The following is a 24605-nucleotide window of genomic DNA, read 5'->3' as shown; positions in this document are numbered from 1 at the left end:
AAGAAGGCAGAAGTTGTACGAGGGCGTTGTCCAGGACCTCATCGACGAGCTCGGCAGGCTCCCCGGTGTGGGGCCGAAGAGCGCGCAGCGGATCGCGTTCCACCTGCTGCAGGCCGACCCGGCCGACGTGCAGCGGCTGGCCACCGTGCTGGTCGAGGTGAAGCAACGGGTGAGGTTCTGCTCGATCTGCTTCAACGTCTCCGAGGAGGAGACCTGCCGGATCTGCCGCGATCCGCGCCGCGACCCGACCGTGTTGTGCGTGGTCGAGGAGTACAAGGACGTGGTCGCGATCGAGCGCACCCGCGAGTTCAAGGGCCGCTACCACGTGCTCGGTGGCGCGATCAGCCCGATCGACGGCATCGGACCCGACCAGCTGCGCATCCGCGAGCTGCTGGGCAGGCTCAACGACACCACCATCACCGAGGTCATCCTCGCCACCGACCCCAACCTCGAGGGCGAGGCCACCGCCACCTACCTCACCCGGCAGCTGAGCCCGCTCGGCCTGCGCGTGACCAGACTGGCCAGTGGGCTACCTGTGGGCGGAGACTTGGAGTACGCCGACGAGGTCACTCTCGGACGGGCATTCGTCGGTCGAAGGTCCGCAGAGTGACCACATGCAAGACCAGGTGCAAGACCAGGCTCAGGGCCGGGCGCAAGGAAAGAAGGCTGACGAGGGTATGACCACGACGGTGACCACCAGCGAGGGCGAGGACTTCTCGACCCAGATCGCGGACTCGGTGGAGAGCTTCCTGATCGCGGTCCGGGCGATCGCGGCCGAGGGCAACGCAGGCAGCGCCGTACCGCTGCTCCTCCTCGAGGTGAGCCAGGTCCTGCTCGCCGGCGCGCGGCTGGGCGCACACCAGGACTTCGAGCCGCGTGAGGAGTATCAGCCCGACGTCGGCGAGGAGGCCGACGTCGACGAGTTGCGGCTGGGCCTGGCAGGGATCCTGGACAACGTCGACACCTACAGCTTCGTCTTCGACCCCTACGAGCCCGAGATCGTGATCAGCCAGATCTCCGACGATGTCACCAGCATCGTGGCCGACCTGGAGAACGGTCTGCGCCACTTCCGCCGTGGCGACGTCGACGAGGCGCTGTGGTGGTGGCAGTTCAGCTACGTCAACAACTGGGGCAACCTGGCCGGCGCCGTCCTCAACGCGCTGCTGATGGTGGTCGCCCACGACCGGCTCGACGCGGAGCCGTTCACCGGTGAGGACGAGGACGTCGCTGCGGCCAATGAGATGTTGGAGGGCGACGCCGAGCTGCCCCGGTAGAATCTCGGTGGCCCTTCCCCTGCACATCCCCGAGGATTCTTGACGTGGGTATTGTCGTCCAGAAGTACGGCGGCTCGTCCGTCGCTGACGCTGCCGGCGTCAAGCGCGTGGCGCAGCGGATCGTCAACGCCAAGAAGCAGGGCCACAAGGTGGTGGTCGTCGTCTCCGCGATGGGCGATACGACCGACGATCTGATCGAGCTTGCCAACGAGGTCTCCCCGCTGCCGCCGGCCCGCGAGCTCGACATGCTGCTGACCGCCGGCGAGCGGATCTCGATGGCCGTGCTCGCGATGGCGATCCAGAACCTCGGCCACGAGGCGCGCTCCTTCACCGGCTCGCAGGCGGGCGTCATCACCGACGCCGAGCACGGCCGCGCGAAGATCATCGATGTCACGCCGGGCCGGATCGAGACAGCGCTGGGGGAGGACGCGATCGCGATCGTCGCCGGCTTCCAGGGTGTCTCCCAGACCACCAAGGACATCACCACGCTGGGCCGCGGCGGCTCCGACACCACCGCTGTCGCGCTCGCGGTGGCGCTGCGCGCCGACGTGTGCGAGATCTATTCCGACGTCGACGGCATCTTCACCGCCGACCCCCGCATCGAGCCGCGCGCCCGCAAGGTCCCCCGCATCTCGTATGAGGAGACGCTGGAGATGGCCGCCCAGGGCGCCAAGATCCTGCACCTGCGCTGCGTCGAGTACGCCCGCCGCTACGACATGCCGATCCACGTCCGGTCCTCCTTCTCGGAGAAGGAGGGCACCTGGGTGGTCAGGGCCGAAGACGTCACAGCGTCCAACACGAACGAGGACCGAACCATGGAAGCTGCCATCATCACCGGCGTTGCGCATGACCGCAGCCAGGCCAAGATCACGGTCGTCGGCGTGCCGGACAAGCCGGGTGAGGCCGCCGCGATCTTCCGAGCCCTGGCCGAGGCCCAGGTCAACATCGACATGATCGTGCAGAACGTCTCGGCCGCGGCGACCGGGTTGACCGACATCTCCTTCACCCTGCCGCGCGGCGAGGGCCAGACCGCCATGACGGCACTGGCACGGCTGCAGGCCGACGTCGGCTACGACCGCCTGCAGTACGACGACTCGGTCGGCAAGGTCTCGATCGTCGGCGCCGGCATGAGCTCGGCTCCGGGCATCTCGGCGCGCTTCTTCGAGTCGCTCTCGGACGCCGGGGTGAACATCGAGATGATCTCCACCTCGGAGATCCGGGTCTCGGTCGTCGTCTCCGAGACCCAGGTCCAGGACGCGGTCAACGCCGCGCACGCCGCCTTCGCCCTCGGCACCGACGAGATCGAGGCGGTCGTCTACGGAGGTACCGGACGATGAGTGCCGCCCGCCCGATCAACATCGGCATCGTCGGCGCGACCGGCCAGGTCGGCGTCGCCGTACGACAGATCCTGCTCGACCGGAGCTTCCCGATCGGCGAGGTCCGCTTCTTCGCCAGTGCACGCAGTGCCGGCAGGACGATCCCGTTCGGGGACCGGGAGGTGGTGGTCGAGGACGCCGCGACCGCCGACCCGAGCGGTCTGGACATCGCGATCTTCTCCGCGGGTGCGACCACCTCGCGCGCGCTGGCGCCGACGTTCGTCGAGGCAGGTGTCGTCGTGATCGACAACTCCAGCGCCTTCCGCAAGGACCCGGCGATCCCGCTTGTTGTCTCCGAGGTCAATCCGGACGCGATGGACGGCGTGATCTCGGCGCGCCGCGGCATCATCGCCAACCCCAACTGCACCACGATGGCGGCGATGCCGGTGCTCAAGCCGCTGCACGACGCCGCAGGGCTCGAGCGGCTGATCGTCTCGACCTACCAGGCCGTCTCCGGCTCCGGCGTGGCCGGGGTCGAGGAGCTCGTCTCGCAGGTGACGGCAGCCGGCGACAAGGCCCGCGAGCTCGCTTACGACGGGTCCGCGGTCACCATGCCGGAGCCGGAGAAGTACGTCGCGAACATCGCGTTCAACGTCGTGCCCCTCGCCGGCTCCCTGGTCGAGGACGGGCTGAACGAGACCGACGAGGAGCAGAAGCTCCGCAACGAGTCCCGCAAGATCCTCTCCATCCCGGAGCTGCGCGTCAGCGGCATCTGCGTGCGCGTCCCCGTCGTCACCGGTCACTCGCTGGCGATCAACGCCGAGTTCGGTGCCGAGATGACCCCCGAGCGCGCCGTCGAGCTGCTGGCCGACGCCCCCGGTGTCGAGCTGGCCGATGTCCCGAACCCGCTCTACGCCGCCGGCAAGGACCCGTCCTACGTCGGCCGGATCCGGCAGGACGAGGGCGTGCCCGGCAACCGCGGCCTCGCGCTGTTCGTCAGCAACGACAACCTGCGCAAGGGCGCCGCGCTCAACACCGTGCAGCTGGCGGAGATCGTCGCCGCCCGCCTCTGACCGCGTCTTTGCAGAAATGGCCGCCGAGTTTGCACTTAAGTGCCAGCTCGGCGGCCATTTCTGATGACTCGGCGTCAGTCGTCGACGGGGTCGATGTAGGTCGCGCTCACCCAGTGCGCCAGCAGGTAGGCCGCAATGGTGAGCGCCGGCACGGCCAGGATCATCCACCACGCCCCGTAGTGGTCGTTGAGGAACAGCACCGCCAGGACCGTCACCAGCGCGACGGCGAGGAAGCTGTCGCCCATCGGAGAGGTGACCCGGAACGCCCGCAGCAGGGTGCCGCCGCCCACCACGGCGACGAGTCCGATCGCGAGCAGCAGCGGGAAGCCGGCCCGGCCGCCGCACGTCGAGGCGCCGCGGACGGTCGAGCACAGGTTGAGGGCGCCGTACGTCGCCAGCACCAGGAACGCACCCACCAGCAGGCCGGTGATCGCGGCCGCCTGCATCCCGGTGATCGCGGGCATCCCCGACGGCCTCGGTACGCCGGAGCGCGCCCGCCCGGTCCGCGCTGGCCACCCGGTCCGCGCTGGGCGCGGTGGCTCGGTCGCGCGCGGCTGCGTGGCCACGGCTGCGTGGACGGGGGTGTCGTCGGCTTTGGCCGCCTCTGCGGGGCTTTCTGCGGGGCTTGCCGCGGCCTCAGCGGAGCTACCCACGTCAGGAGCGTGCTCGGTGGCGGCCTCCGGCGTACGGGCTGGCTTCTTGCGTCCGAACAGCTTCGGTGCGGCGAGCTTCGCCTCGGACTCGGCGTCTGACCCCATGTGAGGAGTCTCTCACCTCGCCTCAGAAGGGCGAGTACATCCCGGCGCGGATGGCCTTGGACCTGACGAACGGGGTCGCCTGGTTGCGCAGCCACGGGCGGCCGAACCAGAGGTACCCGTCGACGAGCTGCGCGGCGGTGCTGCGCTGTGCGGCGCTGAGCGGCAGCGAGGTCGAGGTGACCTTCCAGGTCGGCGGGACGCCGAGCGCGTTGCAGACCGTCGCGGTCGGCTTCTTGCAGGGTGCGGAGTTGTCGAAGAAGCCGTGCGGGTGCTTGGCGTAGAACTGGCCGTAGGTGAACGGCCGACCGTTGTCGGCGGTGTCGATCACGAAGTGGCGGTGGATCCCCTTGGCGGCCAGGGCGGCCGCGATCGCGGCACCGTGGTCGATGTCGGCCTGGGTGGCGGAGTAGTGGGTGGCGCCCAGGGCGAAACCGCGCGCGTAGGCAATCCCGGAGCTCTGCAGCAGCGTGACCGCCTGGTTGGTGCTGAGCCAGTCGGCGTCACCGGCGTCGAGGTACACCGCCGCCTGCGGGTTGCGGGCGGCGAAGGTCTGGGCGGCGTACCGGGTCAGGCCCTGGCGCGCCGCCAGGCCCTTGGTCCGCTGCTTCTTGGCCAGGTCGGACCGCTTCGCGGCCAGCGCCAGGTCCGGCTCCAGCACGATGGCGACGCGGGAGGAGCCGATCTGGGCGGAGGCCTGGTCGATCCAGGAGCGGTACGTCGCCCGCTCCTTCGCGGTCAGCTTGTGCTTGGTCCGGTTCCTCTCGCCCTTGAACCCCCAGATGCCGAAGATCGCCAGCTGCACCAGCACGCTGGGGTCGCCGTCCTGCTCCTGCGCGATGTAGGACGAGATAGCCGTCGGCCGGTGGGCGGAGTTGCCGATGGTGAACCACAGTGCCCGTGGCTGCAGCGCCGACTTGGCCAGGTAGGCACGGTCGGTGCCGGTCGCGGCCGCGTACGCCGGATACAGGCTGTCCCAGTAGCCGGTGTTGACCGACCACCGGCCGCCGGCGAGCGGGTTGCCGGGATTCTGGGGCAGTGGTGCGCCGCTCATGTCGACGTCGTACGTCACGGCCTTGGCGCGGGCGCTTGCGCGGGCGTTGGCCGGCTGGGCGTCCGCACCGGTGCCGGCGTCGATGCCGACGAGGCAGAGGGCGAGGGCCAGGAGACCGGTGACGAGGGCGGTGAAGCGCTTTCTCACCTCACGAGGATCGGCGATCTGACCCGCTGGCCTGAGTCGAACGTCTCAGATGGCGAACACATCGGAGTCCTTGGACGGTCCTGAGGCTCCCCGATGTCCGAATCCGGTCAACCTTCGGTGTCGCTGCAGGGGCGGCCGTGCGCGGCCGGGCCGTACGCTGTGCTCCGTGCACTCCCGGCTCCGCCGCGTGGCGGTCTTCTGCGGTTCGGCACCCGGCCACGACGAGACTCTGGCCCGATCGGCGTACGACGTCGGTCGCGGTCTGGCCGAGCGCGGCATCGGCCTCGTCTACGGCGCGGGCGGGTTCGGCCTGATGGGCGCGGTCTCGCAGGGCGCGCTCGACGCCGGCGGCGAGGTCATCGGGGTGATCCCGCGCTCGATGGTGGAGCGCGAGTGGGGGCGCGACGACCTGACCGAGCTGCGCGTCGTGGAGACGATGCACGAGCGCAAGGCCCTCATGGCCCAGTACGCCGACGCGTTCCTCTGCCTGCCCGGCGGCATCGGCACGCTCGAGGAGATCATCGAGATGTGGAGCTGGCGTCAGATCGGCTTCAACGACGACCCGGTCTGCTTCTTCAACGCGGGCGGCTTCTGGACGCCGCTGCTGAACGCGCTGCAGGGGATGGTCGATGCCGGCTTCGTCCGGCAGAGCGCGCTGGACGACGCCGTCGTCGCGGCGACGCTCGACGAGGCACTCACCGGACTCGCCGGGCGCATCGGCGCGAGCTTCGGGGACAAGCTGCGCGGCTGAGGCGGCCCTGCCTGTCGGGGGTGCGTGGGTCGTACGGGCGTGGTGGTGCCAGACCGTGCAGGTGCGGGATATGGCACGCCGCTGACCCGAATCGGGGCGGAAACATCGCGCACGTGCGGGATCTGTCTCGCCTCGGCCACCTCTCGGCGACCAGCCCGCCAACTCCGAAATGACCAAGACCCGGACCCACATCCGTAGGTCCGGGTCTTCCGATGTCCTGAGACATCACAGGGTCGGGGTGACAGGATTTGAACCTGCGGCCTCTTCGTCCCGAACGAAGCGCGCTACCAAGCTGCGCCACACCCCGAATCGCATCCCGCTTGCGCGTTTTGCAACGCACCGGAGCATAGCGGAGGCGGGCAGGTCATCTGTAATCGGGCCGTGCGACGAACTCCAGCAGGGTCGCCTCGGGTCGGCACGCGACCCGGATCCGGGCGTACGGCGAGGTCCCCAGCCCGGCGGAGACGTGCAGCCAGGAGTCCTGGTGGAAGTGCAGGCCGCGGGCGCGGGCAGGGTCGATGTCGCAGTTGGTGGTCAGCGCCCGGCCGCCGCCACCGAGCCGCGGCAGGCAGACCTGGCCTCCGTGGGTGTGGCCGGCGAGGATCGCGTCGTACCCGTCCTCGGCGAAGCGGTCCAGCACCCGCAGGTAGGGGGCGTGGGTGATGCCGAGCCGGAGGTCCGCGTCGGCCGGTGCCGGTCCGGCGACCTTGTCGAGCCGGTCGTAGCCCAGGTGCGGGTCGTCGACGCCGGCGAAGGCGATGTCGAGCCCGTTGACGCTCAGCCGTGCGGTGCGGTTGGTCAGGTCGGTCCAGCCGGCTTCGGTGAAGCGGGCGGTGAGGTCTCGCCAGGGCAGCTGCGGCACGTTGATGTGCCTCTTGCCGTCGTCCGGCAGCAGGTAGCGGAACGGGTTGCGCAACCTCGGCTCGAAGTAGTCGTTGGAGCCGTGCACGAACACGCCGGGCACGTCCAGCAACCCGCCGAGCGCCTCCAGCAGCGGTGGCACGGATCGCTGGTGGGAGAGGTTGTCACCGGTGTCGACCACCAGGTCGGGTCGCAGCAGCGCCAGGCCGGCCAGCCAGTCGAGCTTGCGCTGCTGGGTCGGGATCAGGTGGATGTCGGAGAGGTGCAGCACCCGGAGAGGGTCCGCACCCGGCGGCAGTGCCGGCACCGTCACCTCGCGCAGGGTGTATTGGCGGGCCTCCCAGGCCGCGTAGGCGGTCAGTCCGGCCCCCGCGAGTGCGCCCGCGCCGACCAGTGAGCCGAAAACCGAGCGGAGCCGCATGGTTCAACCCTGCCACAATGCTGTTCATGACCCTCAAGGAGACGATCCGCACCGACCTGACGACTGCGATGAAGGCGCGCGACGAGATCCGTTCCAGCACGCTGCGGATGGTGCTCACCGCGATCACCAACGCCGAGGTCGCCGGCAAGCAGGCTCGCGAGCTCTCCGACGACGAGGTCATCGGAGTGCTCTCCAGCGAGGCCAAGAAGCGCCGCGAGGCAGCGACGGCGTTCGCCGACGGCGGCCGCCCCGAGCAGGCCGCCAAGGAGAAGGCGGAGGCGGCCGTGCTCGCCGACTACCTCCCGGCGCAGCTCACGCCGGCGGAGATCAGCGACCTGGTCGCCGAGGCGATCGCGCAGACCGGCGCCGCCGACGTGAAGGCGATGGGCAAGGTGATGGGCGTGGTGACCCCGCAGGTCAAGGGACGTGCGGACGGCGGCGCCGTCGCCGCGGAGGTACGCCGCCAGCTCGGCGCCTGAGGCCGGCGCGGGTCCCGACGTACAGCCGGAGGCCGGCGCCCCCGGCGTCGATCCCGCGTCGCCTAGCGGCCCTTCTTGTGGTTCGCCTTCTTGTGCTGCTTCGGCGGTGCGGGCGCGTGCCCGGTCGAGGTGTAGAGCATGATGACGGAGCCTGTCGGCGCCGTGCCCGAGGGCGTGCCGTAGACGACCGTCCCGGCGGCGTACGTCGAGGCGACGGCGGAACCGCGCGCGACGTGGAAGCCCGCGGCCTCCAAGGCCTGCTCAGCCGCCTTGTAGCTCAGGCCGCCGACGCTCGGGATGCTGGCGCTGACACCCGTCTCCGCGGCGACATTGATGGGATGGAACGGCACCGGGTCGAGCGAGGACTGGATCGGGTGCATGGCGTCGGCCCACATCGGACCGGCGAACCCGGAACCGGACACCTCGCTGTGCACATAACCGCCCACGGCCACGTTGTCGAGCGAGATCGGAGTGCCCTGCTCATTGGCGCCCGCGATCATGGCAACGGTCGAGATCTGTGGCGTGTAGCCGTCGAACCACACCGAGCGATCGGACTGCGTGGTGCCGGTCTTGCCCGCCGAGGGGATCACCGCGCCGGTCGAGGTCTGGAGGTTGGTGTGACCGAGCTCGTACCCGAAACCGGCGTGGCCCTCGTTGCGGGCGTTCGCCGGCTGCTGGACACCTTGGGTGATGTCGTTGACCTGGTCGGCGACCCAGTCCGGGATGACCTGCTTGCAGGACTTCGCGTAGGTCTTGATCGGCGTGCCCGCCGCGTCGTCGATCTCCGTGACCGGCCGCGGGTCGCAATGCTCGCCGCGAGCGGCGAAGGTGGCGTAGGCGCCTGCCATCTCCAGCGGGCTGACGCTCGGGATGCCGAGGGTGAACGACGGCGTCCGCTCCGCGCCCGCACGGGTCTGCGGATCCCCGTCGGGGTCGGTCAGGTCCACACCCATCTGCTTGGCCAGGGCGAAGGGCTGGCAGATGCCGGTGAGCCGCTCCAGCTGGGTGAAGTAGGTGTTGATCGACAGCTGGGTGGCCTTGTACATGTCGAAGATGCCGGTGCCGGTCTCGTTGTGGACCACCCAGGGTCCGCCCCACTGCGGCGCGCCGGCGCAGTTCTTGTAGTCGGCCTGGTTGAACGTCATCGGGGACTGCGAGTTGAACTTCGTCGACGTCGGGATGTGATCCTCGATGGCGCTGGCCAGCACGAAGAGCTTGAAGGTGGACCCCGCCTGGAAACCAGCCGAGCCACCGAGCTCCTGCGGGATCGTGTAGTTGATGTAGGTCTGGCCCTTCTTGGCGGCGTTGCCCATCGGCCGGGACTGGGCGAGCGCGAGCACGTTGCCGGTGCCCGGCTCGACCTCGGCGATGCCGCCGACCGCGTTGTCGGTCGGATAGACGTGCTTGGCGAGCGAGGAGTCCGCGGCGCGCTGGTTCGGTGACTCCAGGGTGGTGTGGATCGTCAGGCCACCGGAGGTGAGCAGCTTCTTGCGCGCATCGACGGTCTTGCCGAGGTCCGGGTCGCGCTCGAGGTAGTTGATCACGTAGTCGCAGAAGAACGGCGCGGTCGCGTTCACGCAGCCGTTCTGCGAGCTCTGGACGTGCAGGCCCAGCTTCTTCTGCTTCAACGCGTCGGCCTGGTCGCTGGTGATGACGTGCAGCTGCGCCTCGCGGTCGAGCACGACGTTGCGGCGAGCGACGGCGGCGTCGGGGAAGTTGGTCGGGTCGTAGCCGGTGGGGTTCTTCACCAGACCCGCCAGCAGCGCGCTCTGCTTGACCGTGAGCTGGTTGGAGTTCACGTTGAAGTAGTGCCGTGCCGCGGCCTGGACGCCGTACGCGCCGTCACCGAAGTAGGCGGTGTTCAGGTATCGCTCGAGGATCCAGTCCTTGCTGTGCGCCTGCTCCAGCGCGATGGCGTAGCGCAGCTCCTTGAGCTTGCGGGCGTAGGTGTCGGCGGTGGCGGCCTTCATGGCGTTCTTGTTGCCGGACTCCTCGGCCTGGGTCAGCAGGGTCTGCTTGACCAGCTGCTGGGTGATCGAGGAGCCACCTTGGACCGTGCCGCTGTTGGCCTGGTTGGTGACGAAGGCGCGCAGCGTGCCCTTCAGGTCGATCGCACCGTGCTGGTAGAAGCGGTAGTCCTCGATCGAGACGATCGCCTGGGTCATGTTCCGCGAGATCTGGTCGAGCGGCCGGTAGACCCGGTTCTGGTCGTAGAGCGTGGTGATCAGGTTGCCGTTGGCGTCGACGATCCGGGTGGTCTGCGGCAGCGTCCCGGTGTCGAAGGTCGCCGGAAGGTCGTCGACGGCCTTGGCGACTTGACGTGCACTGATGCCGGCGATGCCGGCGAAGGGGATCGCGATACCCGCGACCACCACTCCGAGTACGACGGCGAGCACCGCCATCACCCCCAGGTGACTGAGGACGCGAGAAGGCGGGACCTGCTGAGACATGCCGCTCAGGGTACCTGGGAGACCCTGATCCTGCGGTGATCGCGGCGCACTGCCCTACCTAAGCGGACGGCCTAGACGTCTAGTCATATCGGACTATGACACGTGAGTCGAAAAGAGTCTGGGCAGGCGTTCAGGTGGCCCTTAGGTTTACCCCACGGGTAACAGGCCGGTCGCGTGGTCGTGGGGACACACGCACCCGGTTCGAATTTCATCTGGGGACACAACATGTGGGTTGAAGACTGGACACCCAAGGCGGCTTGCCGAGTCGAGCAGCCGGACGCACTCTTCGTGCGAGGTGCCGAGCAGAACAAGGCCAAGCAGGTCTGCAGCGGGTGCGCGGTGCGCACCGAATGCCTCGCCGAGGCACTCGACAATCAGATCGAGTGGGGCGTCTGGGGCGGCATGACCGAGCGTGAGCGCCGGGCGTTGCTGCGTCGCAAGCCGTCCGCGTCGTGGCGATCGGTGCTCGAGGCGGCGCGGATCAAGGATCACACGCCCGCCTGACGGCCGCATCAGTCCTCCGCGCGAGCCCCGGCGAGCAGCCGGCCGATCTCGCGGAGGCCGTCCAGGTCGTGCACGTCGCCCGCCAGCGCCGGCACGACGACGCTGGCGACCTGCGGGTGTGCGGCGGCGAAGCGCTGCCGCAGCGTGCGCTGGCGCGCCACCAGCCGCTCGCGGTCGGCATGGATCCGCAGCAGGCCTGCGGTCACGCTCTCGGCCCCGAGCCGCTCGGTCGCGGCCATCGCCGCAGCGACGGACAGGTCGGTGTGGTCGGAGACCGCGGCGCGGTTGACGACCAGGCCGGCCAGCGGCATCCGGTCGCCCTGCAGCCGCTCGACGAAGTACGCCGCCTCGCGCAGCGCGTCGTCCTCCGGCGCCGCGACGACCAGGAACGCCGTACCCCTGGCCTGGAGCAGGGCGTAGGTCTGCTGGGCTCGCGCGCGGAAGCCGCCGAAGACGGTGTCGAGCGCGCTGACGAACATCTGCAGGTCCTTGAGGAACTGCCCACCCAGCACCTTGCTCAGCGCGCCGGTGACCAGCGAGAAGCCGGCCGACATCAGCCGGGCCGGCCCTCGGGCCGGCGCCAGCATCATCCGGATGAACCGGCCGTCGAGGAAGCTGGAGAGTCGCTCGGGGGCGTCGAGGAAGTCCAGCGCGGAGCGCGACGGCGGCGTGTCGACCACGATCAGGTCGTAGCTCCCGCTCGCCTCGGCGTCGCGGTAGAGCTGGCCGAGCTTCTCCATCGCCATGTACTCCTGGGTGCCGGCGAAGCTGGAGCTGAGCGCGATGTAGAAGGGGTTGTGCAGGATCTGCTCGGCCTTCTCCGGGGTGGCCTGACTGAGCACCACCTCGTCGAAGGTGCGCTTCATGTCCAGCATCATGGCGTCGAGGCTGCCCTCGCCCTCCGAAGCCCCCGGGACCGGGCGAGGGGTGTTGTCCAGCTGCTCGATCCCCATCGACTGCGCCAGCCGGCGGGCCGGGTCGATGGTGAGGACGACGACCTTGCGCCCGCGCTCGGCCGCCCGCAGCGCGAGCGCGGCGCTGGTGGTCGTCTTCCCGACGCCGCCGGAGCCGCAGCAGACGATGATCCGGGTCTGCCGGTCGTCCAGCAGGCCGTCGATGTCGAGTTCGTTCTTCATGCCATCCCCTGCTGCTTGAGCGAGGCCGCCAGCTCGTAGAGACCCCCGAGATCGATCCCGCCGGCCACCCGCTCCAGCTCGTATGTCGGTACGCCGAGGCCCTGCACCACCGTGCGCTGGCCGTCCTCCAGCGCCCGCCGCTCGGCGTGCTCGGCCGCCTCCGCCAGCAGCCCCTCGATCATCTCGTCGGAGGGCTGGAGCCCCGCGGCGGCCAGGTCGCCGCCGATCTCGGCGCGATCCAGGCTGCCCTTGCGGGCCGCGGCCAGCGCCTCCTGGGGCAGGTCGCGCGGGCGGACCTGGTTGACGATGACGCCGCCGACCGGCAGCCGGGCCCCGCGCAGCTCGCCGATCCCGTCGGCGGTCTCCTGCACCGGCATCTCCTCCAGCAGGGTGACCAGGTGCACGGCGGTCCGCGGCGAGCGGAACAGCGTCATCATCGTGTCGGCCTGGTTCTTGATCGGGCCGACCTTGGCCAGCCCGGCCACGGACTCGGAGACGTTGAGGAACGCGGTGATCCGGCCCGTCGGCGGCGCGTCGAGGACGACCGCGTCGTACTGCCGTGCGCCCTTGTTGCGGCTGTTGCGCTGCACCGCCTCGAAGACCTTCCCCGTCAGCAGCACGTCGCGTACGCCGGGGGCCACCGTGGTGGCGAACTCGGTCACCCCGAAGCGGTCCAGCGCCCGCCCAGCCGGCCCGAGCTTGTAGTACATCCGCAGGTACTCCAGCAGCGCCGCCTCGGCTTCGATGTGCAGCGCGTAGACGCTGCCCGGCTCCTCGGGGCCGGTGCGCAGGCCGGTGGCGATGCGGGTCTCGGCGTAGGGCAGGGGATCGACGTCGAACATCCGGGCCACGCCCTGGCGCCCCTCGACCTCGCAGAGCAGGACGTTCCTGCCCTCGCCGGCGAGGGCCAGGGCGAGGGCGGCGGCCACCGTCGACTTGCCGGTGCCGCCCTTGCCGGTGACAACGTGGAGCTGCACGCGCGGCCAGTCGGTCATGGGGGTCAATGTAGACGGCGCTGCGCGCCGCTGGCTCAATCGCTCGCCGGAAACGAGCAAGCTCGCTCCGGCTCGCTCAATCGCCTAGCCAGGACTGTCGGTGTCCGAGCGTAGGTTCGTTCCATGGCACTCGCGACGTTCAAGGATCTGTGCATCGATGCGCACGATGCCGGACGGCTCGCGCGGTTCTGGGCCGACGTGCTCGGGCTCGAGGCGAAGACGCTCGACGACGGCGATCTGCTGCTCTCCGGATCGACCGAGCAGCAGGCGATCTGGGTCAACGAGGTCCCTGAGCCGGTCTCGGTCAAGCAGCGTGTCCACCTCGATGTCCATGCCAGGTCGGTCGATGACGTGGTGGCGCTGGGCGCGACGCCGGCTGACCTGACCTCGTTCGGATGGAAGGTGCTGCGCGACCCGGAGGGCGGCGAGCTCTGCGTCTTCGAGCGCGAGACCGTGCCCGCCTACCGGCTCTACGAGGTCGTGGTCGACGCCCGCGAGCCGGAGCGGATGGCGACCTGGTGGGCCGACGTGCTCGGTGCGCGGGTGGAGCACGAGGAGGAGTTCTCCTCGGTCGTGGACATCGTGGGCGCGCCGTTCGAGGCGCTGGTCTTCCAGGTCGTGCCCGAGCCCAAGACGGTGAAGAACCGGATCCACTGGGATGTCACCGCGGCCGACCTCGGCCTGTTCCTCGGTGACGGGGCCACGGTGCTGCGCCCACAGGACGACGAGATCGCCTGGACGGTGCTCGCCGACCCCGAGGGCAACGAGTTCTGCGCGTTCGAGCCGGCCTGATGGCGATCGAGCTCCCGGAGCTGCTGCTGCCCGACGCCGCGGCCTGGCGCACCTGGCTGGTCGAGCACCACGCCACCTCGCCCGGGGTGTGGCTGGTGCTGACCAAGAAGGGCGGCACGATCACCTCGCTGACCTACGACCAGGCGCTGGATGAGGCCCTGTGCTTCGGCTGGATCGACGGTCAAGTACGCCGCCGCGACGACCAGACGACCTTCCAGCGCACCACGCCGCGCGGTCCGCGCAGCCGGTGGTCGCTGCGCAACGTCGGCCACGTGGAGCGGCTGGGCGAGGAGGGCAGGATGACGCCCGCCGGGCAGGCGGCGGTGGAGGCGGCGCGAGCCGACGGCCGCTGGGACGCCGCCTACGAGGGCCCGGCCACGGCGGAGACCCCGGCGGACCTGGCGGCCGCGATCGCGGCGGTGCCGGCTGCGCGGGCGATGTTCGACGTGCTCACCTCGCAGAACCGCTACGCCCTCTACCACCGGCTGACCGCCATCAAGGGCGAGGAGGCTCGGGCACGACGGATCGACTCCTTCGTGGCGATGCTCGCGCGCGGCGAGACGCCGCACCCGCAGAAGCGACGACCCGTTTGATCACGATGATCCGATTCGGCTGTCGGTGAGGGTGGGATCTCCTACGGTGTCGCCATGAAGGTCGCCACTGAGCGCATCCTCGGCGCGCTCGCCGTCGCAGCGCTGTTCCTGGTCGCCACCCCGGTGCTGGCGTTTGCAGATGATGTGGACGACCTCTGCGACGGCGATCCGTCCTGCACCATGGTCAACCAGGGCTACGGCTCTGGCCCCGGAATCCCCGCATGGTTCCCGGTGATCGTCGTGCTGGTCATCTGCCTCGGCCTCGGGACCACGATCTACCGGGTCAGGGCGGCGCGCGGCCTGGCCCGCAAAGCAGGGCTCGACGAGGCCGCCGCGGGTTCCGTCGCTCTGCTCGAGGACAACGGGCTCAGCGCCGCCTACCTCGCATCCAGCCTGAGGGCCGCGCCGAGCACCGTGGCTGAGCCCCCAGGTCCGCCGCCTCGCCCGGCTGCCGAGCGCCTCGCCGAGCTTCAGCAGCTGAAGGATTCCGGTGTGATCACCGAGGGCGAGTACGCGACTCGCCGACAGGCGATCATCGACTCCGTCTGAGGGCCCGCCTAGGGCGTGACGGCCAGCGCGGCCAGGAAGCGGGCCGCGAGGTCGCGGTCGCCCTCGACGGCGACGTTGTCGGTCGCGGTCGGGCGGCGTCCGCCGGCCAGCAGGATGAAGGTCTCTCGATCCATCCGGAGCGTGACGTCGGGGTCGCTCGGCGGCTCGGCCAGCGGGACACCACGGCCGGAGTCGTCCACGGTGACGGCGGTGGGCCGGTGGCCCTCGACGTACGCGACGAGGGTGGTGCCGGGGTCGGCCTTGAGCCGCTTGCCGAGGACGAAGCCGAGGCTCTCCAGCAGGTAGTCGGCGCTGTGCCGGGCGCCGGGGGAGTCGAGGTTGCCGGGGCGGCCGGTGGCGCGGCGGACGTCCTGCTCGTGCATCCAGATGTCCAGCGGCCGGTTGCGCAGCAGGGTCTGGTCGGTCCAGCCGATCAGGCCGAAGAGGCCCGGCGCCGTCGCGCGGGGATCGCTGGGCGGGGTGGCGGTGAGATCCGCGTGCCGGGCAGCGGTGTAGCTGCGGATCTGCTCGACGATCACCGCGGGCTCGACGTCGCGGCGGGTGATCACACCGATCTCGGTGAACCGGCCCATCGGTCCGGCGACGTGCGGCAGCTCCGGCACCTCCGCCTTCTCCTCGGGAGCGCCACCGAGGACCCCCTCGAGATGCGCGACGTGCGAGACGACAGCCTGCACGTCCCACCCGGGCAGGTCGGTCGGCAACGACCACTCGTCGGCAGGTACGGCGGCGACCAGCTCGACGAAGTCGCCGACCGAGTGCCACCAGACCTCGACGTACTCCTGGAGATCCGTCATGACCGCAACCTAGCGCCGAACGCGGAGGCTGTCCCGGACGTTCCGGATCCGTGACGCGGCCGACCTGCGGGCCCGCCGCATCGGCATGATGACGTGGTCGACGGCACCGGAGACCGCCCGGCGGGCGAACCCGCCGGCGGTCCTGACCACCTGGGCGATGCGGCGCGCGGGCCACAGCACGATGCGGCGCAGGCCGCGCAGGAGCTGGGTGAGGAGCCGGATGAGTGCCCGAACACCCGTCAGGAACCACCGCACCGGCGGCCACAGCAGCCGCTTCAGCGCGCGACGAGCCACCCGGATGCTTCGGGCGAGGACGGAGGCGACGGCCGCGACGATCGTGCCGAGCAGCAGACCTGCAGCCGCGAGGGCGGCCGGGATCCAGCCGAGGAGGAGCGAGAGCAGGCGGCCGATGGCACGGGCGAGACGCGCCAGGATCACGGCGCCGAGGCGCGCGAGGAGCGCGAGGTGACGACCTAGCCCGGTGATCGCGCCAGCCACCGCACGGCCGGCTGCGCGCAGAAGGCGAGCGATCCCGCGCAGCGGGATCAGCAGGAGCCGCCAGATCATCGTGAGACCGAGGCCGACCGGGCGTACGACGAGGCGCGCGACGATGTGGGTGAGGAGGCGGATGAGGTTCAGCAGACCTGGGCCGATCAGGCGCAGCGCGCGACCGGCCGCGGCGGCGAAGCGGCAGACGACGCGGAAGGCGGCCAGGGCCGCAGCGAGGGTCGCCCGGACCACCTGGCCGAGGAGCCGCGCGGGCCGGCGCAGCATTGCTGCGATCACGCGGCCGACCGCTGTCACCGCCACCACCAGCTGATCGACCACGAACCACCATGCCTCCGCGACGAGGCGGTACGCCGAGGAGAGCCAGCGCCACGTCGTGGCGAGGCCGTGGGCCATCCAACGGCCGACCCAGCGGCCGGTGCCGCCCAGTGCGTGGGCGATCCTGCGGAGAGCGAGTCCGAGCCGGCGTCGTACGGCCACCAGCGAGCGCGCCAGGGGACGCAGGACCCGGCTACCGCCCGCCACGATCGCTCGACGAAGCGTCAGGACGAGCGCCCGGACGGTGTCGAAGGCGAGCACCAGCGGCATCAGCACGGCGACGACCGCGGCAGGTGCGGTCTCGTCGTCGGTGCGCTCCGGCGGCAGCTCGTCGGGGGCGGGCGCGGGGCCGGTCACGTCGGGAACCCTAGAGCAGTAAGGTGCCAGACATGACCAAGTGGGAGTACCAGGTGGCGCCGATCCTCAACCACGCCGCCGCGCAGATCCTCAACAACTTCGGCCAGGACGGCTGGGAGCTCGTCACCATCACCGACAACGGCTCGGGCAACCTGGTCGGCTACTTCAAGCGTCCGGCGCAGTGATGACGACCCCCGAGGAGAGGCTCGCGGAGCTGGGCCTGACAGTGCCGCCGGTCGCGCCGCCGGTCGCTGTCTACGTGCCGGCCGTGCGCACCGGCAACTACGTCTTCACCTCCGGCCAGCTGCCGATGCGCGACGGTGCCCTGATGGCGACCGGCAAGGTCGGCGCCGAGGTCACGCCGGATGAGGCCTACGAGTGTGCCCAGCAGTGCGCGCTCAACGCGATCGCGGCGGTGAAGGCCGAGATCGGTGACCTGTCCAAGGTCAAGCGGGTGGTCAAGGTGGTCGCGTTCGTGGCCTCGACGCCCGACTTCACCGGTCAGCCGGGTGTCGCCAACGGCGCCTCCGAGCTGCTCGGCAAGGCGTTCGGTGACGCCGGCGTGCACGCGCGCTCCGCGGTCGCCGCCCCGGTCCTGCCGCTGGATGCCCCGGTCGAGGTCGAGATCCTGGTCGAGGTCGGCTGAGGTGGCGATCCCGCTGCCGCCGGTGGCGTTGCCGCCAGAGGCGGTGCTGAAGGCGGCGGAGTACGCCGACGGGCGCCGTACGCCTGTCGAGCCTCGCGATGCCGCCACCGTCGTGCTGGCACGTCCCGGCGCGGGCGGGTCGGAGGTGTACCTGCTCAACCGCCAGCGGTCGATGTCGTTCGCCGCCGGGATGTCGGTCTTCCCCGGTGGTGGGGTCGATCCCCGCGACGCGGCCGAGGAGACGCCATGGGCGGGCCCCTCGCCAGCGGTCTGGGCCGAGCGGCTGGGCTGCGAGGAGGCGAAGGCGCGCGCGCTCGTGTGCGCTGCGGTGCGGGAGACGTTCGAGGAGTGCGGCGTCCTGCTGGCCGGCACGTCCGCATCGGACGTCGTTGCCGACGTCAGCGGCGACGACTGGGAGGCCGACCGGGTGGCCCTGGAGGAGCGTTCGCGGTCGCTCTCGGAGCTGCTGGAGCGCCGCGGCCTGGTGCTGCGCTCGGACCTGCTGGGCGCGTGGGCCGCCTGGACGACGCCGGTCTTCGAGGCACGGCGCTACCGCACGTGGTTCTTCGTCGCGGCGCTGCCTGCCGGTCAGGTGACCCGCGACGTCTCCTCCGAGTCGGTCTCGGTGCGCTGGATGTCCGCCGGCGCCGCTGTCGCGGCCGCCGAGGAAGGCACGCTGGCGATGATGCCGCCGACGTACCTGACCTGCCTGGACGTGGCGCAGCACGCCGACCCTGCCGAGCTGCTCGCCGAGGCGGCGACACGCCGTATCGAGATGTTCACGCCCACCGTCGAGGGCGAGCGGCTCTCCATGATGCCCCGCCACCGGGAGCTGCTGCAGGCGCGGGGCCGGCTGTGAGCGCTGCCGGCGACGAGGGCAACCTGGGCGCTTGGTCGGGAGGCTCGTACGGCGAGCGCGGCCGCTGCCTGCTGGCGCCCAACCCCGGCATCATGACGTTGGACGGCACCAACACCTGGGTGCTGCGCGAGCCGGGCGGTCGCCGCTCGGTCGTGGTCGACCCGGGGCCCTCCGACGCCGTCCACCTGGATGCGGTGGTCGAGGCTGCGGGGGAGGTGGCAGTCGTGCTGCTCACCCACCACCACTCCGACCACGCCGAGGGCGCGCGCGAGCTCGCCGAGCGGGTCGGCGCGCCGGTGCGCGCCCTGGATCCGTCCTTCCGGCTGGGCTCGGAGGGTCTGGGGGAGGGCGACGTGATCGAGGTCGACGGCCTGGAGGTCCGCGTCGTGGGGACCCCGGGCCACACCGCCGACTCGCTGTCGTTCTGGGTGCCGGCCGACGGTGCGGTCCTGACCGGCGACACCGTGCTCGGGCGCGGCACCACCGTGGTCGCGCACCCCGACGGCGCGCTCGGCGCCTACCTGGACTCGCTCGATCGGCTGCACGCGCTCGCGGCCTCGCGGGAGGTCTCCACGATCTGGCCCGGCCACGGCCCGGTCATCGGCGATGCGCTCGCGGCCCTGGACTACTACATCGCGCACCGCCGCTCGCGGCTCGAGCAGGTCGAGGCTGCCCTCGGCGTACTGCCTGCCGAGGTGGGCGAAGACGACCTCCCGCGCCGGGTGGTGGAGATCGTGTACGCCGATGTCGACCCGGTGCTGTGGGGCGCCGCGGAGCTGTCGGTGCGGGCGCAGCTGGTCTACCTCCGCCGCTGATTCGTGACTTTCGTAGGTCCGAATCGTGATTTCCGCAGTGTCGGATCGGGGATTTGTCTGAGGCGGCATGCGTAACCCATCCACAGGACGTCTCCGAATGTGCCCCGTCCACAGGTCGTCCTGGCGCCGTGGCGGCGAGGGCCCCGCGGAGCCAGGCTCGAGTCATGACGGAGATGGAGCATGACTCGCTCGGCGAGCCCTTCCGGACCTGCGACCTCACGCGGATCGGTCTGACCCGGCACGGCCTTGTCGAGGGCGTCGCGGACGGGTCATTGCGGCGCATCGTGGCGGGCGTCGCGATCGGAGCACACGTGGCCGACTCCATCGAGCTCCGCGCGGCCGCGGTGGCCCTCGTGCTCGGTTCCGACCACATCGTCTGCGACCGGACCGCAGCCTGGCTCCATGGCGTCGACACCTTGCTCTACCAGGAGCACGAGATCCTGCCTGCGGTGGAGGTGTGTGCACTGCGCGGGCACGAGCCGAGCGTCCGCTCGGGCGTCGACGGCCGTACACGGGATCTCGCGCCGGAGGATGTCATGATCGTCCATGGCGTGCAGGTGACGACGCCCCTGCGCACAGCACTCGATCTGGGCTGCCATCTCCGCCGTCGCGAGGCATACGCCGCGCTCAACGCCTTCGCCCGACTGCATGAGCTCGATCCAGCCGACCTCGAGACCGAGATCCTGAGGTTCCGGCGGCGCCGAGGGGTGCGACAGCTGCGCCAGCTTGTCCGGCTCGTCGATCCGCGGATCGAGTCGGCTCGGGAGTCGTGGACCTATCTCGCGATCCACGACGCGGGGCTGCCGCTGCCCGAGCCACAGGTGTGGATCGAGGTCGGCGGGGTGCCGACCTACCGGCTCGACTTCGGCTACCGGCTCTCGAAGGTCTGCGTCGAGTACGACGGCGTCGACTTCCACGACATGACGGCCGAGCAACGCGCGTACGACGAAGAGCGCCGCGCCTGGCTCCGCGACCGCGGCTGGACCGTCATCGTGGTGCGCACCGGAGACTTCACCGGCGCAGCGCTAGAAACGTGGCTCGGCTGTCTCAGGCGAGCGCTGGCTCCGGCGTACAGGAATCGGCGGTTCTGATAACCGAATCAAGCCTGGAAAATCCCCGACTCGACGCTGCGAATCCCCCGAATCAACGCGCCCGGCGCGCCATCCGCTCAACATCCATGATCACGACCGAGCGCGGCTCGAGCCGCAGCCAGCCGCGGGCGGCGAAGTCGGCGAGCGCCTTGTTGACCGTCTCGCGGGAGGCGCCGACCAGCTGGGCGAGCTCCTCCTGGGTGAGGTCGTGGTGCACGTGCACACCGTCGTCGGCGGTGCGGCCGAAGCGGTCGGCCAGGTCGAGCAGCGCCTTGGCCACGCGGCCGGGCACGTCGGAGAAGACCAGGTCGGCGACCACGTCGTTGGCCTTGCGCAGCCGGCCGGCCAGCTGGGCCAGCAGGCCACGGGCGACGACCGGGCGGCCGTCGAGCCACTTGAGCAGGTCCTCGTGGGACAGCGAGGCGAAGCTGGCATCGGTGACGGCGGTGACGGTCGCCGAGCGCGGGCCCGGGTCGAAGAGCGAGAGCTCACCGAACATCTGGCCGGGGCCCATGATCGCGAGGAGGTTCTCCCGGCCGTCGGAGGAGGTGCGACCGAGCTTCACCTTGCCCTCGAGCACGACGTAGAGCTTGTCGCCCGCGTCGCCCTCGTGGAACAGCACCTCGCCTCGGCGGAGCCTGGTCTCCGACATCGAAGCGTGCAGCGCCTCCATCGACTCGTCGTCGAGTGCGCTGAACAGCGGCGCCTGCCGGAGTACGTCGTTGTCCACGCCAATCTCCTTATTGGTCCCCCACGAGCCGGTGTGCGTCATTGCGCATCGTATCGATGGAATCTGTCACATTAAGTGGAAGTCTGCTCGCGGACAGCCTACCGGTGTGAACGCGCCTGCAGATGAGCGGGCTGTCGGTGGCGCGCCGTACTCTTGCCAACGTGCCTGCCGCGCCGATCCTCCCGCCGCCCCCCACCAGCCTTGTCCGGCGTGCCCGCAAGATCGACCGGATCCTCGCCGAGACCTATCCCGACGCCAGGGCCGAGCTCGATTTCGACAACGCCTTCGAGTGCCTGGTCGTGACCGTCCTGTCGGCGCAGACCACCGACAAGCGCGTCAACGCCGTGCGCCCGACCCTCTTCGCCGCCTACCCCGACGCCAAGGCGATGGCAGCGGCTGACCGGGCACACCTCGAGCAGATCGTGGGTCCGCTCGGGTTCTTCCGGGCCAAGACCGACAGCCTGCTGCGGCTATCGGCCGCCCTCGTGGAGGAGTACGCCGGAGAGGTCCCCGGCAGGCTGGAGGATCTGGTCAAGCTGCCCGGGGTGGGCCGCAAGACCGCCAACGTGGTGCTCGGCAACGCGTTCGGCGTCCCTGGGATCACGGTCGACACCCACTTCGGGCGGCTCGCGCGGCGCTTCGGCTGGACCGAGCACACCGACCCGGTGAAGGTGGAGCACGAGGTCGGCGCACTCTTCCCGAAGCGCGACTGGACGATGCTCTCCCACCACCTGATCTGGCATGGGCGCCGGCGCTGCCACGCGCAGAAGCCGGCCTGCGGTGCCTGCCCGGTCGCGAAGCTGTGCCCGGCGTACGGCGCGGGGCCCACCGACCCGATCGTGGCGGCGGCGCTGGTCCGGACCGAGGGCCGCAATTGAAGCGCTCGCTCGCCGCGGCCCTGGTGGCCGTGCTCTCCGTCGTGCTCCTCTCCGCCTGCGGGGCACCCAAGTTGACGGCGCCGCCGCCGTCCAAGGTGGATGTGGCAGCCCCTGACATGGTCGCGATGAAGGCCAAGTCCGACATGGCGGACTGCCCCAAGCCGCAGACGCGGGGCGGCACGCTGGCGAACGTCACGCTCAAGTGCCTCGGCGGTGGCACCAGCGTCGACCTGTCGACGCTCAAGGGCCCACTCGTGATCAACCTGTGGTACGCCGGGTGCGTGCCGTGCCGCGAGGAGATGCCGGCGCTGGCCGCCTTCTACAAGCAGTACGGCGACCAGGTGCCGCTCCTCGGCATCGACTCCACCGACGTCTACCCCGGCGTGGCCCTGCGCAAGGCGATCAAGTGGGGCGTGACCTACCCGCTGCTCGCCGACCCGGGTGGGGATCTGCAGGGCACCGACATGAGCATCCACAACTATCCGTCGTTCTTCTTCCTCTCCGCCGACGGCAAGCTCACCGGCCCGATCGTGGGCGGTCTGAACTCGGTCGACGAGGTCAAGGCGATGATCCAGAAGCAGCTCGGGATCACTCTGTGAACCCGCCCTCCTGGCTCGACCCGATCAAGCACGCCCTGGATACGATCGACGGCTCCGACCTGACCGGCTTCCTGCCACCGGAGGACCACGACGCCCGCCAGTCGGCGGTGCTCATCCTCTTCGGCGAGGGCGAGTCGGGCCCGGACCTGCTGCTCACCGAGCGCGCTCACACCATGCGCTCCCACCCGGGCCAGGTCTCCTTCCCCGGCGGCGGCCTGGACGAGGGGGAGGGGGCGCACGAGGCCGCACTGCGGGAGGCCTACGAGGAGACCGGCCTGCTGCCCTCCGGCGTACAGATCCTCGGCGACCTGCCCGAGCTCTGGCTCCCGCCGTCGAACAACGTGGTGACGCCCGTGGTGGGCTGGTGGCGTGACCCCTCGCCGGTCAGCGTGCGCAGCCTGGAGGAGGTGCACGCGGTCTACCGGGTGCCGATCTCGGAGCTGCTCGACCCCACCCACCGGATCCGGGTGCGCTCACCGCGCAACCCCGACGTGGTCGGCCCCGGCTTCATGATCGGCCCGGACAAGGACGTCATCCTGTGGGGCTTCACCGGCGGGATCGTGGCCCGGCTCTTCGAGTACGTCGGCTGGCTCGGCGACCTCCCGGACGCGCCGGTCGTCGACCTGCCGGACTACATGCTGCAGGGGAGGACCGGCCGTGAACGTCCTTGACTGGCTGCTGATCGTCCTGGTCCTGGCCTACGCGCTCTCCGGCTACTGGCAGGGCTTCGTCACGGGTGCCTTCGCGACCGCCGGGCTGCTGCTCGGCGGCCTCATCGGGGTGTGGCTGGCGCCCAAGGCGCTCGGCAACGCCAACCCGTCGATGTGGGTCTCCCTCGGGGCCCTGTTCATCGTGATCCTGGCCGCCTCGATCGGCCAGGGCCTCTTCCAGTACGCAGGCTCCCGTGTCCGCGACAAGATCACCTGGCGGCCGGTCCGAGTGGTCGACGCGCTCGGTGGGGCGATGCTCTCGGCCGCGGCGGTGCTGCTGGTCGCCTGGGCGCTCGGCGTCGCTGTCACCGGCACGCGGATCAACGGCCTGACGAACCTGGTCCGCACCTCCACCGTGCTGAGCCACGTCAACGGCGTCCTGCCGCAGGAGGCGAGCAAGGGTCTGCAGACCTTCAACAACGTCGTCGGCACCAGCTTCTTCCCGCGCTACCTGGAGCCGTTCGCCCCCGAGCGGATCGTCAAGGTCGGCCCCGTCCCGAGCAAGCTGCGCAACGACCCGGACGTGATCAAGGCAGGTGCCAGCGTGCTCAAGGTGCGCGGCGCCAGCTCGTGTGGCCGCGGCGTGGAGGGCAGCGGCTTCCTGATCTCGCCGGGCTACCTGATGACCAACGCGCACGTGGTCGCAGGTGTGTCGCACCCGACGGTGCTCGTCGGCGGTACGACGCAGAACGCCACCGTGGTCACCTACAACCCGGAGCTCGACCTCGCCGTGCTCCGCTTCGACAGCGGTGACCTCCCCGCGCTGTCCTTCGACGACGGGCTCAAGGCCCACCAGGGCGTGGCGATCCTGGGCTATCCGCAGGACGGTCCCTTCGACCTCGAGGCGGGCCGGTTGCGAGCCGAGCAGCGGCTGCGCTCGCCCAACATCTACGGCAGCGGCACGGTCATCCGCGAGGTCTACTCCTTGCGCGGCCTGATCCGGCCGGGCAACTCGGGCGGCCCGATCATCGATGCCGACGGGAAGGTCGCCGGCGTGGTCTTCGCCGCCTCGGTGACCGACCCCGACACCGGCTATGCGCTGACCGCGGGCCAGGTGAAGGCGACCGCCGCGAACTCCGTCGGGCTCACGGACCACGTCTCGACCGGCGGCTGCGCCAGCTGACTCCGAC

Annotated in this window: 28 protein-coding genes and 1 tRNA gene; 19 read left to right on the top strand and 10 right to left on the bottom strand. The window is 70.5% G+C overall.

Features of this window, described 5'->3' with window-relative positions; all coding sequences use genetic code 11:
- Positions 1–13: 13 nt before the first annotated feature.
- The 4 genes from recR (at position 14) to H036_RS0103120 (ending at position 3663) form a co-directional block, all read left to right on the top strand.
- On the top strand, positions 14–610 hold the full coding sequence (recR, locus tag H036_RS0103135) for a recombination mediator RecR (RefSeq protein ID WP_017933318.1): 597 nt from the start codon (positions 14–16) through the stop codon (positions 608–610).
- A gap of 67 nt (positions 611–677) precedes the next feature.
- Positions 678–1274: a DUF5063 domain-containing protein gene (locus H036_RS0103130; protein WP_017933317.1), complete on the top strand. Its 597-nt coding sequence runs from the start codon at positions 678–680 to the stop codon at positions 1272–1274.
- Between the two features lie 44 nt (positions 1275–1318).
- Positions 1319–2611, top strand: a complete 1293-nt coding sequence (locus H036_RS0103125; RefSeq protein ID WP_017933316.1) for an aspartate kinase — start codon at positions 1319–1321, stop codon at positions 2609–2611.
- Positions 2608–3663, top strand: coding sequence for an aspartate-semialdehyde dehydrogenase (locus H036_RS0103120; RefSeq protein WP_017933315.1), 1056 nt, complete (start codon positions 2608–2610; stop codon positions 3661–3663). Before H036_RS0103125 ends, H036_RS0103120 begins: the two co-directional genes overlap by 4 nt.
- 74 nt (positions 3664–3737) lie before the next feature.
- Here H036_RS0103120 and H036_RS25240 read toward each other — a convergent pair whose 3' ends face one another.
- Together H036_RS25240 and H036_RS24195 are read right to left on the bottom strand one after the other, a co-directional pair.
- Positions 3738–4421 (bottom strand): hypothetical protein, encoded by a 684-nt coding sequence (locus H036_RS25240; protein ID WP_157416958.1) that lies wholly within the window; start codon positions 4419–4421, stop codon positions 3738–3740.
- A gap of 22 nt (positions 4422–4443) precedes the next feature.
- On the bottom strand, positions 4444–5619 hold the full coding sequence (locus H036_RS24195; protein WP_017933313.1) for a glycoside hydrolase family 6 protein: 1176 nt from the start codon (positions 5617–5619) through the stop codon (positions 4444–4446).
- Between the two features lie 166 nt (positions 5620–5785).
- Between H036_RS24195 and H036_RS0103105 the strand changes: the two genes are divergently transcribed.
- Positions 5786–6370: a TIGR00730 family Rossman fold protein gene (locus H036_RS0103105; protein ID WP_017933312.1), complete on the top strand. Its 585-nt coding sequence runs from the start codon at positions 5786–5788 to the stop codon at positions 6368–6370.
- A 233-nt stretch (positions 6371–6603) separates the two neighbouring features.
- Here H036_RS0103105 and H036_RS0103100 read toward each other — a convergent pair.
- Positions 6604–6677, bottom strand: a tRNA-Pro gene (locus H036_RS0103100).
- A gap of 57 nt (positions 6678–6734) precedes the next feature.
- Entirely contained in the window at positions 6735–7652 is a 918-nt protein-coding gene (locus tag H036_RS0103095; RefSeq protein ID WP_017933311.1) for a metallophosphoesterase, read from the bottom strand.
- Between the two features lie 17 nt (positions 7653–7669).
- Between H036_RS0103095 and H036_RS0103090 the strand changes: the two genes are divergently transcribed.
- Positions 7670–8131, top strand: coding sequence for a GatB/YqeY domain-containing protein (locus H036_RS0103090; RefSeq protein ID WP_017933310.1), 462 nt, complete (start codon positions 7670–7672; stop codon positions 8129–8131).
- Positions 8132–8193: 62 nt separating this feature from the next.
- Here the strand turns inward: H036_RS0103090 and H036_RS21690 are convergent, their stop codons facing one another.
- The gene (locus tag H036_RS21690; RefSeq protein WP_157416952.1) at positions 8194–10581 is read right to left on the bottom strand and encodes a transglycosylase domain-containing protein; all 2388 of its coding nucleotides are present in this window, start codon (positions 10579–10581) and stop codon (positions 8194–8196) included.
- A 225-nt stretch (positions 10582–10806) separates the two neighbouring features.
- Between H036_RS21690 and H036_RS0103080 the strand changes: the two genes are divergently transcribed.
- Complete coding sequence (locus tag H036_RS0103080) at positions 10807–11085, top strand: WhiB family transcriptional regulator (protein ID WP_017933308.1); 279 nt, start codon at positions 10807–10809, stop codon at positions 11083–11085.
- Positions 11086–11093: 8 nt separating this feature from the next.
- Here the strand turns inward: H036_RS0103080 and H036_RS0103075 are convergent, their stop codons facing one another.
- A complete protein-coding gene (locus H036_RS0103075) occupies positions 11094–12221 on the bottom strand; it encodes an ArsA family ATPase (RefSeq protein ID WP_017933307.1) in 1128 nt (375 codons plus the stop codon).
- Positions 12218–13255 (bottom strand): ArsA-related P-loop ATPase, encoded by a 1038-nt coding sequence (locus tag H036_RS0103070; RefSeq protein ID WP_442852432.1) that lies wholly within the window; start codon positions 13253–13255, stop codon positions 12218–12220. The genes H036_RS0103075 and H036_RS0103070 overlap by 4 nt, the downstream gene beginning before the upstream one ends.
- 84 nt (positions 13256–13339) lie before the next feature.
- Between H036_RS0103070 and H036_RS0103065 the strand changes: the two genes are divergently transcribed.
- From H036_RS0103065 to H036_RS21685, 3 genes are read left to right on the top strand one after another with little or no spacing between them, the layout of a single operon-like run.
- Positions 13340–14008 (top strand): VOC family protein, encoded by a 669-nt coding sequence (locus H036_RS0103065; RefSeq protein ID WP_017933305.1) that lies wholly within the window; start codon positions 13340–13342, stop codon positions 14006–14008.
- Positions 14008–14601, top strand: a complete 594-nt coding sequence (locus H036_RS0103060) for a YdeI/OmpD-associated family protein (protein ID WP_017933304.1) — start codon at positions 14008–14010, stop codon at positions 14599–14601. Before H036_RS0103065 ends, H036_RS0103060 begins: the two co-directional genes overlap by 1 nt.
- A 54-nt stretch (positions 14602–14655) precedes the next feature.
- The gene (locus H036_RS21685) at positions 14656–15150 is read left to right on the top strand and encodes an SHOCT domain-containing protein (RefSeq protein WP_017933303.1); all 495 of its coding nucleotides are present in this window, start codon (positions 14656–14658) and stop codon (positions 15148–15150) included.
- Positions 15151–15158: 8 nt separating this feature from the next.
- Here the strand turns inward: H036_RS21685 and H036_RS0103050 are convergent, their stop codons facing one another.
- Positions 15159–15965, bottom strand: coding sequence for a maleylpyruvate isomerase family mycothiol-dependent enzyme (locus tag H036_RS0103050; protein ID WP_017933302.1), 807 nt, complete (start codon positions 15963–15965; stop codon positions 15159–15161).
- Positions 15966–15974: 9 nt separating this feature from the next.
- The gene (locus H036_RS0103045; protein ID WP_017933301.1) at positions 15975–17147 is read right to left on the bottom strand and encodes a hypothetical protein; all 1173 of its coding nucleotides are present in this window, start codon (positions 17145–17147) and stop codon (positions 15975–15977) included.
- 32 nt (positions 17148–17179) lie between these two features.
- Between H036_RS0103045 and H036_RS25235 the strand changes: the two genes are divergently transcribed.
- The 5 genes from H036_RS25235 to H036_RS0103020 all read left to right on the top strand — a co-directional run bounded on the left by H036_RS25235 (position 17180) and on the right by H036_RS0103020 (position 20558).
- Positions 17180–17332: a DUF4177 domain-containing protein gene (locus H036_RS25235; RefSeq protein ID WP_017933300.1), complete on the top strand. Its 153-nt coding sequence runs from the start codon at positions 17180–17182 to the stop codon at positions 17330–17332.
- The gene (locus tag H036_RS0103035) at positions 17332–17793 is read left to right on the top strand and encodes a RidA family protein (RefSeq protein WP_017933299.1); all 462 of its coding nucleotides are present in this window, start codon (positions 17332–17334) and stop codon (positions 17791–17793) included. Before H036_RS25235 ends, H036_RS0103035 begins: the two co-directional genes overlap by 1 nt.
- 1 nt (position 17794) lies before the next feature.
- Complete coding sequence (locus tag H036_RS25110) at positions 17795–18652, top strand: NUDIX hydrolase (RefSeq protein WP_017933298.1); 858 nt, start codon at positions 17795–17797, stop codon at positions 18650–18652.
- The gene (locus H036_RS25105) at positions 18649–19467 is read left to right on the top strand and encodes an MBL fold metallo-hydrolase (RefSeq protein ID WP_017933297.1); all 819 of its coding nucleotides are present in this window, start codon (positions 18649–18651) and stop codon (positions 19465–19467) included. Before H036_RS25110 ends, H036_RS25105 begins: the two co-directional genes overlap by 4 nt.
- 164 nt (positions 19468–19631) lie before the next feature.
- Positions 19632–20558, top strand: coding sequence for a DUF559 domain-containing protein (locus H036_RS0103020; RefSeq protein ID WP_017933296.1), 927 nt, complete (start codon positions 19632–19634; stop codon positions 20556–20558).
- A gap of 52 nt (positions 20559–20610) precedes the next feature.
- Here H036_RS0103020 and H036_RS0103015 read toward each other — a convergent pair whose 3' ends face one another.
- Positions 20611–21288 carry a Crp/Fnr family transcriptional regulator gene (locus H036_RS0103015; protein ID WP_017933295.1) on the bottom strand — a complete coding sequence of 226 codons (678 nt, stop codon included), beginning with the start codon at positions 21286–21288 and terminating at the stop codon, positions 20611–20613.
- A 122-nt stretch (positions 21289–21410) separates the two neighbouring features.
- Here H036_RS0103015 and nth point away from each other — a divergent pair, with 122 nt between their 5' ends.
- The 4 genes from nth to H036_RS0102995 are packed head-to-tail and all read left to right on the top strand — an operon-like array spanning position 21411 to position 24598.
- Positions 21411–22166 (top strand): endonuclease III, encoded by a 756-nt coding sequence (gene nth / locus H036_RS0103010; protein WP_017933294.1) that lies wholly within the window; start codon positions 21411–21413, stop codon positions 22164–22166.
- Positions 22163–22765: a TlpA family protein disulfide reductase gene (locus H036_RS24190; RefSeq protein ID WP_017933293.1), complete on the top strand. Its 603-nt coding sequence runs from the start codon at positions 22163–22165 to the stop codon at positions 22763–22765. The genes nth and H036_RS24190 overlap by 4 nt, the downstream gene beginning before the upstream one ends.
- The gene (locus H036_RS0103000) at positions 22762–23436 is read left to right on the top strand and encodes an NUDIX hydrolase (protein ID WP_017933292.1); all 675 of its coding nucleotides are present in this window, start codon (positions 22762–22764) and stop codon (positions 23434–23436) included. Before H036_RS24190 ends, H036_RS0103000 begins: the two co-directional genes overlap by 4 nt.
- The gene (locus H036_RS0102995; protein WP_017933291.1) at positions 23423–24598 is read left to right on the top strand and encodes a MarP family serine protease; all 1176 of its coding nucleotides are present in this window, start codon (positions 23423–23425) and stop codon (positions 24596–24598) included. The genes H036_RS0103000 and H036_RS0102995 overlap by 14 nt, the downstream gene beginning before the upstream one ends.
- The last annotated feature ends 7 nt before the right edge of the window (positions 24599–24605 follow it).

Source organism: Nocardioides sp. Iso805N (assembly GCF_000364605.1).
GTDB lineage: Bacteria > Actinomycetota > Actinomycetes > Propionibacteriales > Nocardioidaceae > Nocardioides.
This window is presented reverse-complemented; position numbering and strand designations above follow the sequence as displayed.

Excerpts from the sequence above, each read along its gene's own strand:
- H036_RS0103075 (WP_017933307.1), bottom strand. The coding sequence starts at position 12,221 with ATGAAGAACGAACTCGACATCGACGGCCTGCTGGACGACCGGCAGACC.
- H036_RS0103095 (WP_017933311.1), bottom strand. The coding sequence starts at position 7,652 with ATGCGGCTCCGCTCGGTTTTCGGCTCACTGGTCGGCGCGGGCGCACTC.
- H036_RS25240 (WP_157416958.1), bottom strand. The coding sequence starts at position 4,421 with ATGGGGTCAGACGCCGAGTCCGAGGCGAAGCTCGCCGCACCGAAGCTG.
- H036_RS0103035 (WP_017933299.1), top strand. The coding sequence starts at position 17,332 with ATGACGACCCCCGAGGAGAGGCTCGCGGAGCTGGGCCTGACAGTGCCG.
- H036_RS0103120 (WP_017933315.1), top strand. The coding sequence starts at position 2,608 with ATGAGTGCCGCCCGCCCGATCAACATCGGCATCGTCGGCGCGACCGGC.
- nth (WP_017933294.1), top strand. The coding sequence starts at position 21,411 with ATGAGCGGGCTGTCGGTGGCGCGCCGTACTCTTGCCAACGTGCCTGCC.
- H036_RS0103090 (WP_017933310.1), top strand. The coding sequence starts at position 7,670 with ATGCTGTTCATGACCCTCAAGGAGACGATCCGCACCGACCTGACGACT.
- H036_RS0103020 (WP_017933296.1), top strand. The coding sequence starts at position 19,632 with ATGACGGAGATGGAGCATGACTCGCTCGGCGAGCCCTTCCGGACCTGC.
- H036_RS25235 (WP_017933300.1), top strand. The coding sequence starts at position 17,180 with ATGACCAAGTGGGAGTACCAGGTGGCGCCGATCCTCAACCACGCCGCC.
- H036_RS0103060 (WP_017933304.1), top strand. The coding sequence starts at position 14,008 with ATGGCGATCGAGCTCCCGGAGCTGCTGCTGCCCGACGCCGCGGCCTGG.
- H036_RS21685 (WP_017933303.1), top strand. The coding sequence starts at position 14,656 with ATGAAGGTCGCCACTGAGCGCATCCTCGGCGCGCTCGCCGTCGCAGCG.
- H036_RS0103050 (WP_017933302.1), bottom strand. The coding sequence starts at position 15,965 with ATGACGGATCTCCAGGAGTACGTCGAGGTCTGGTGGCACTCGGTCGGC.
- H036_RS21690 (WP_157416952.1), bottom strand. The coding sequence starts at position 10,581 with ATGTCTCAGCAGGTCCCGCCTTCTCGCGTCCTCAGTCACCTGGGGGTG.
- H036_RS0103080 (WP_017933308.1), top strand. The coding sequence starts at position 10,807 with ATGTGGGTTGAAGACTGGACACCCAAGGCGGCTTGCCGAGTCGAGCAG.
- H036_RS0103065 (WP_017933305.1), top strand. The coding sequence starts at position 13,340 with ATGGCACTCGCGACGTTCAAGGATCTGTGCATCGATGCGCACGATGCC.
- H036_RS0103130 (WP_017933317.1), top strand. The coding sequence starts at position 678 with ATGACCACGACGGTGACCACCAGCGAGGGCGAGGACTTCTCGACCCAG.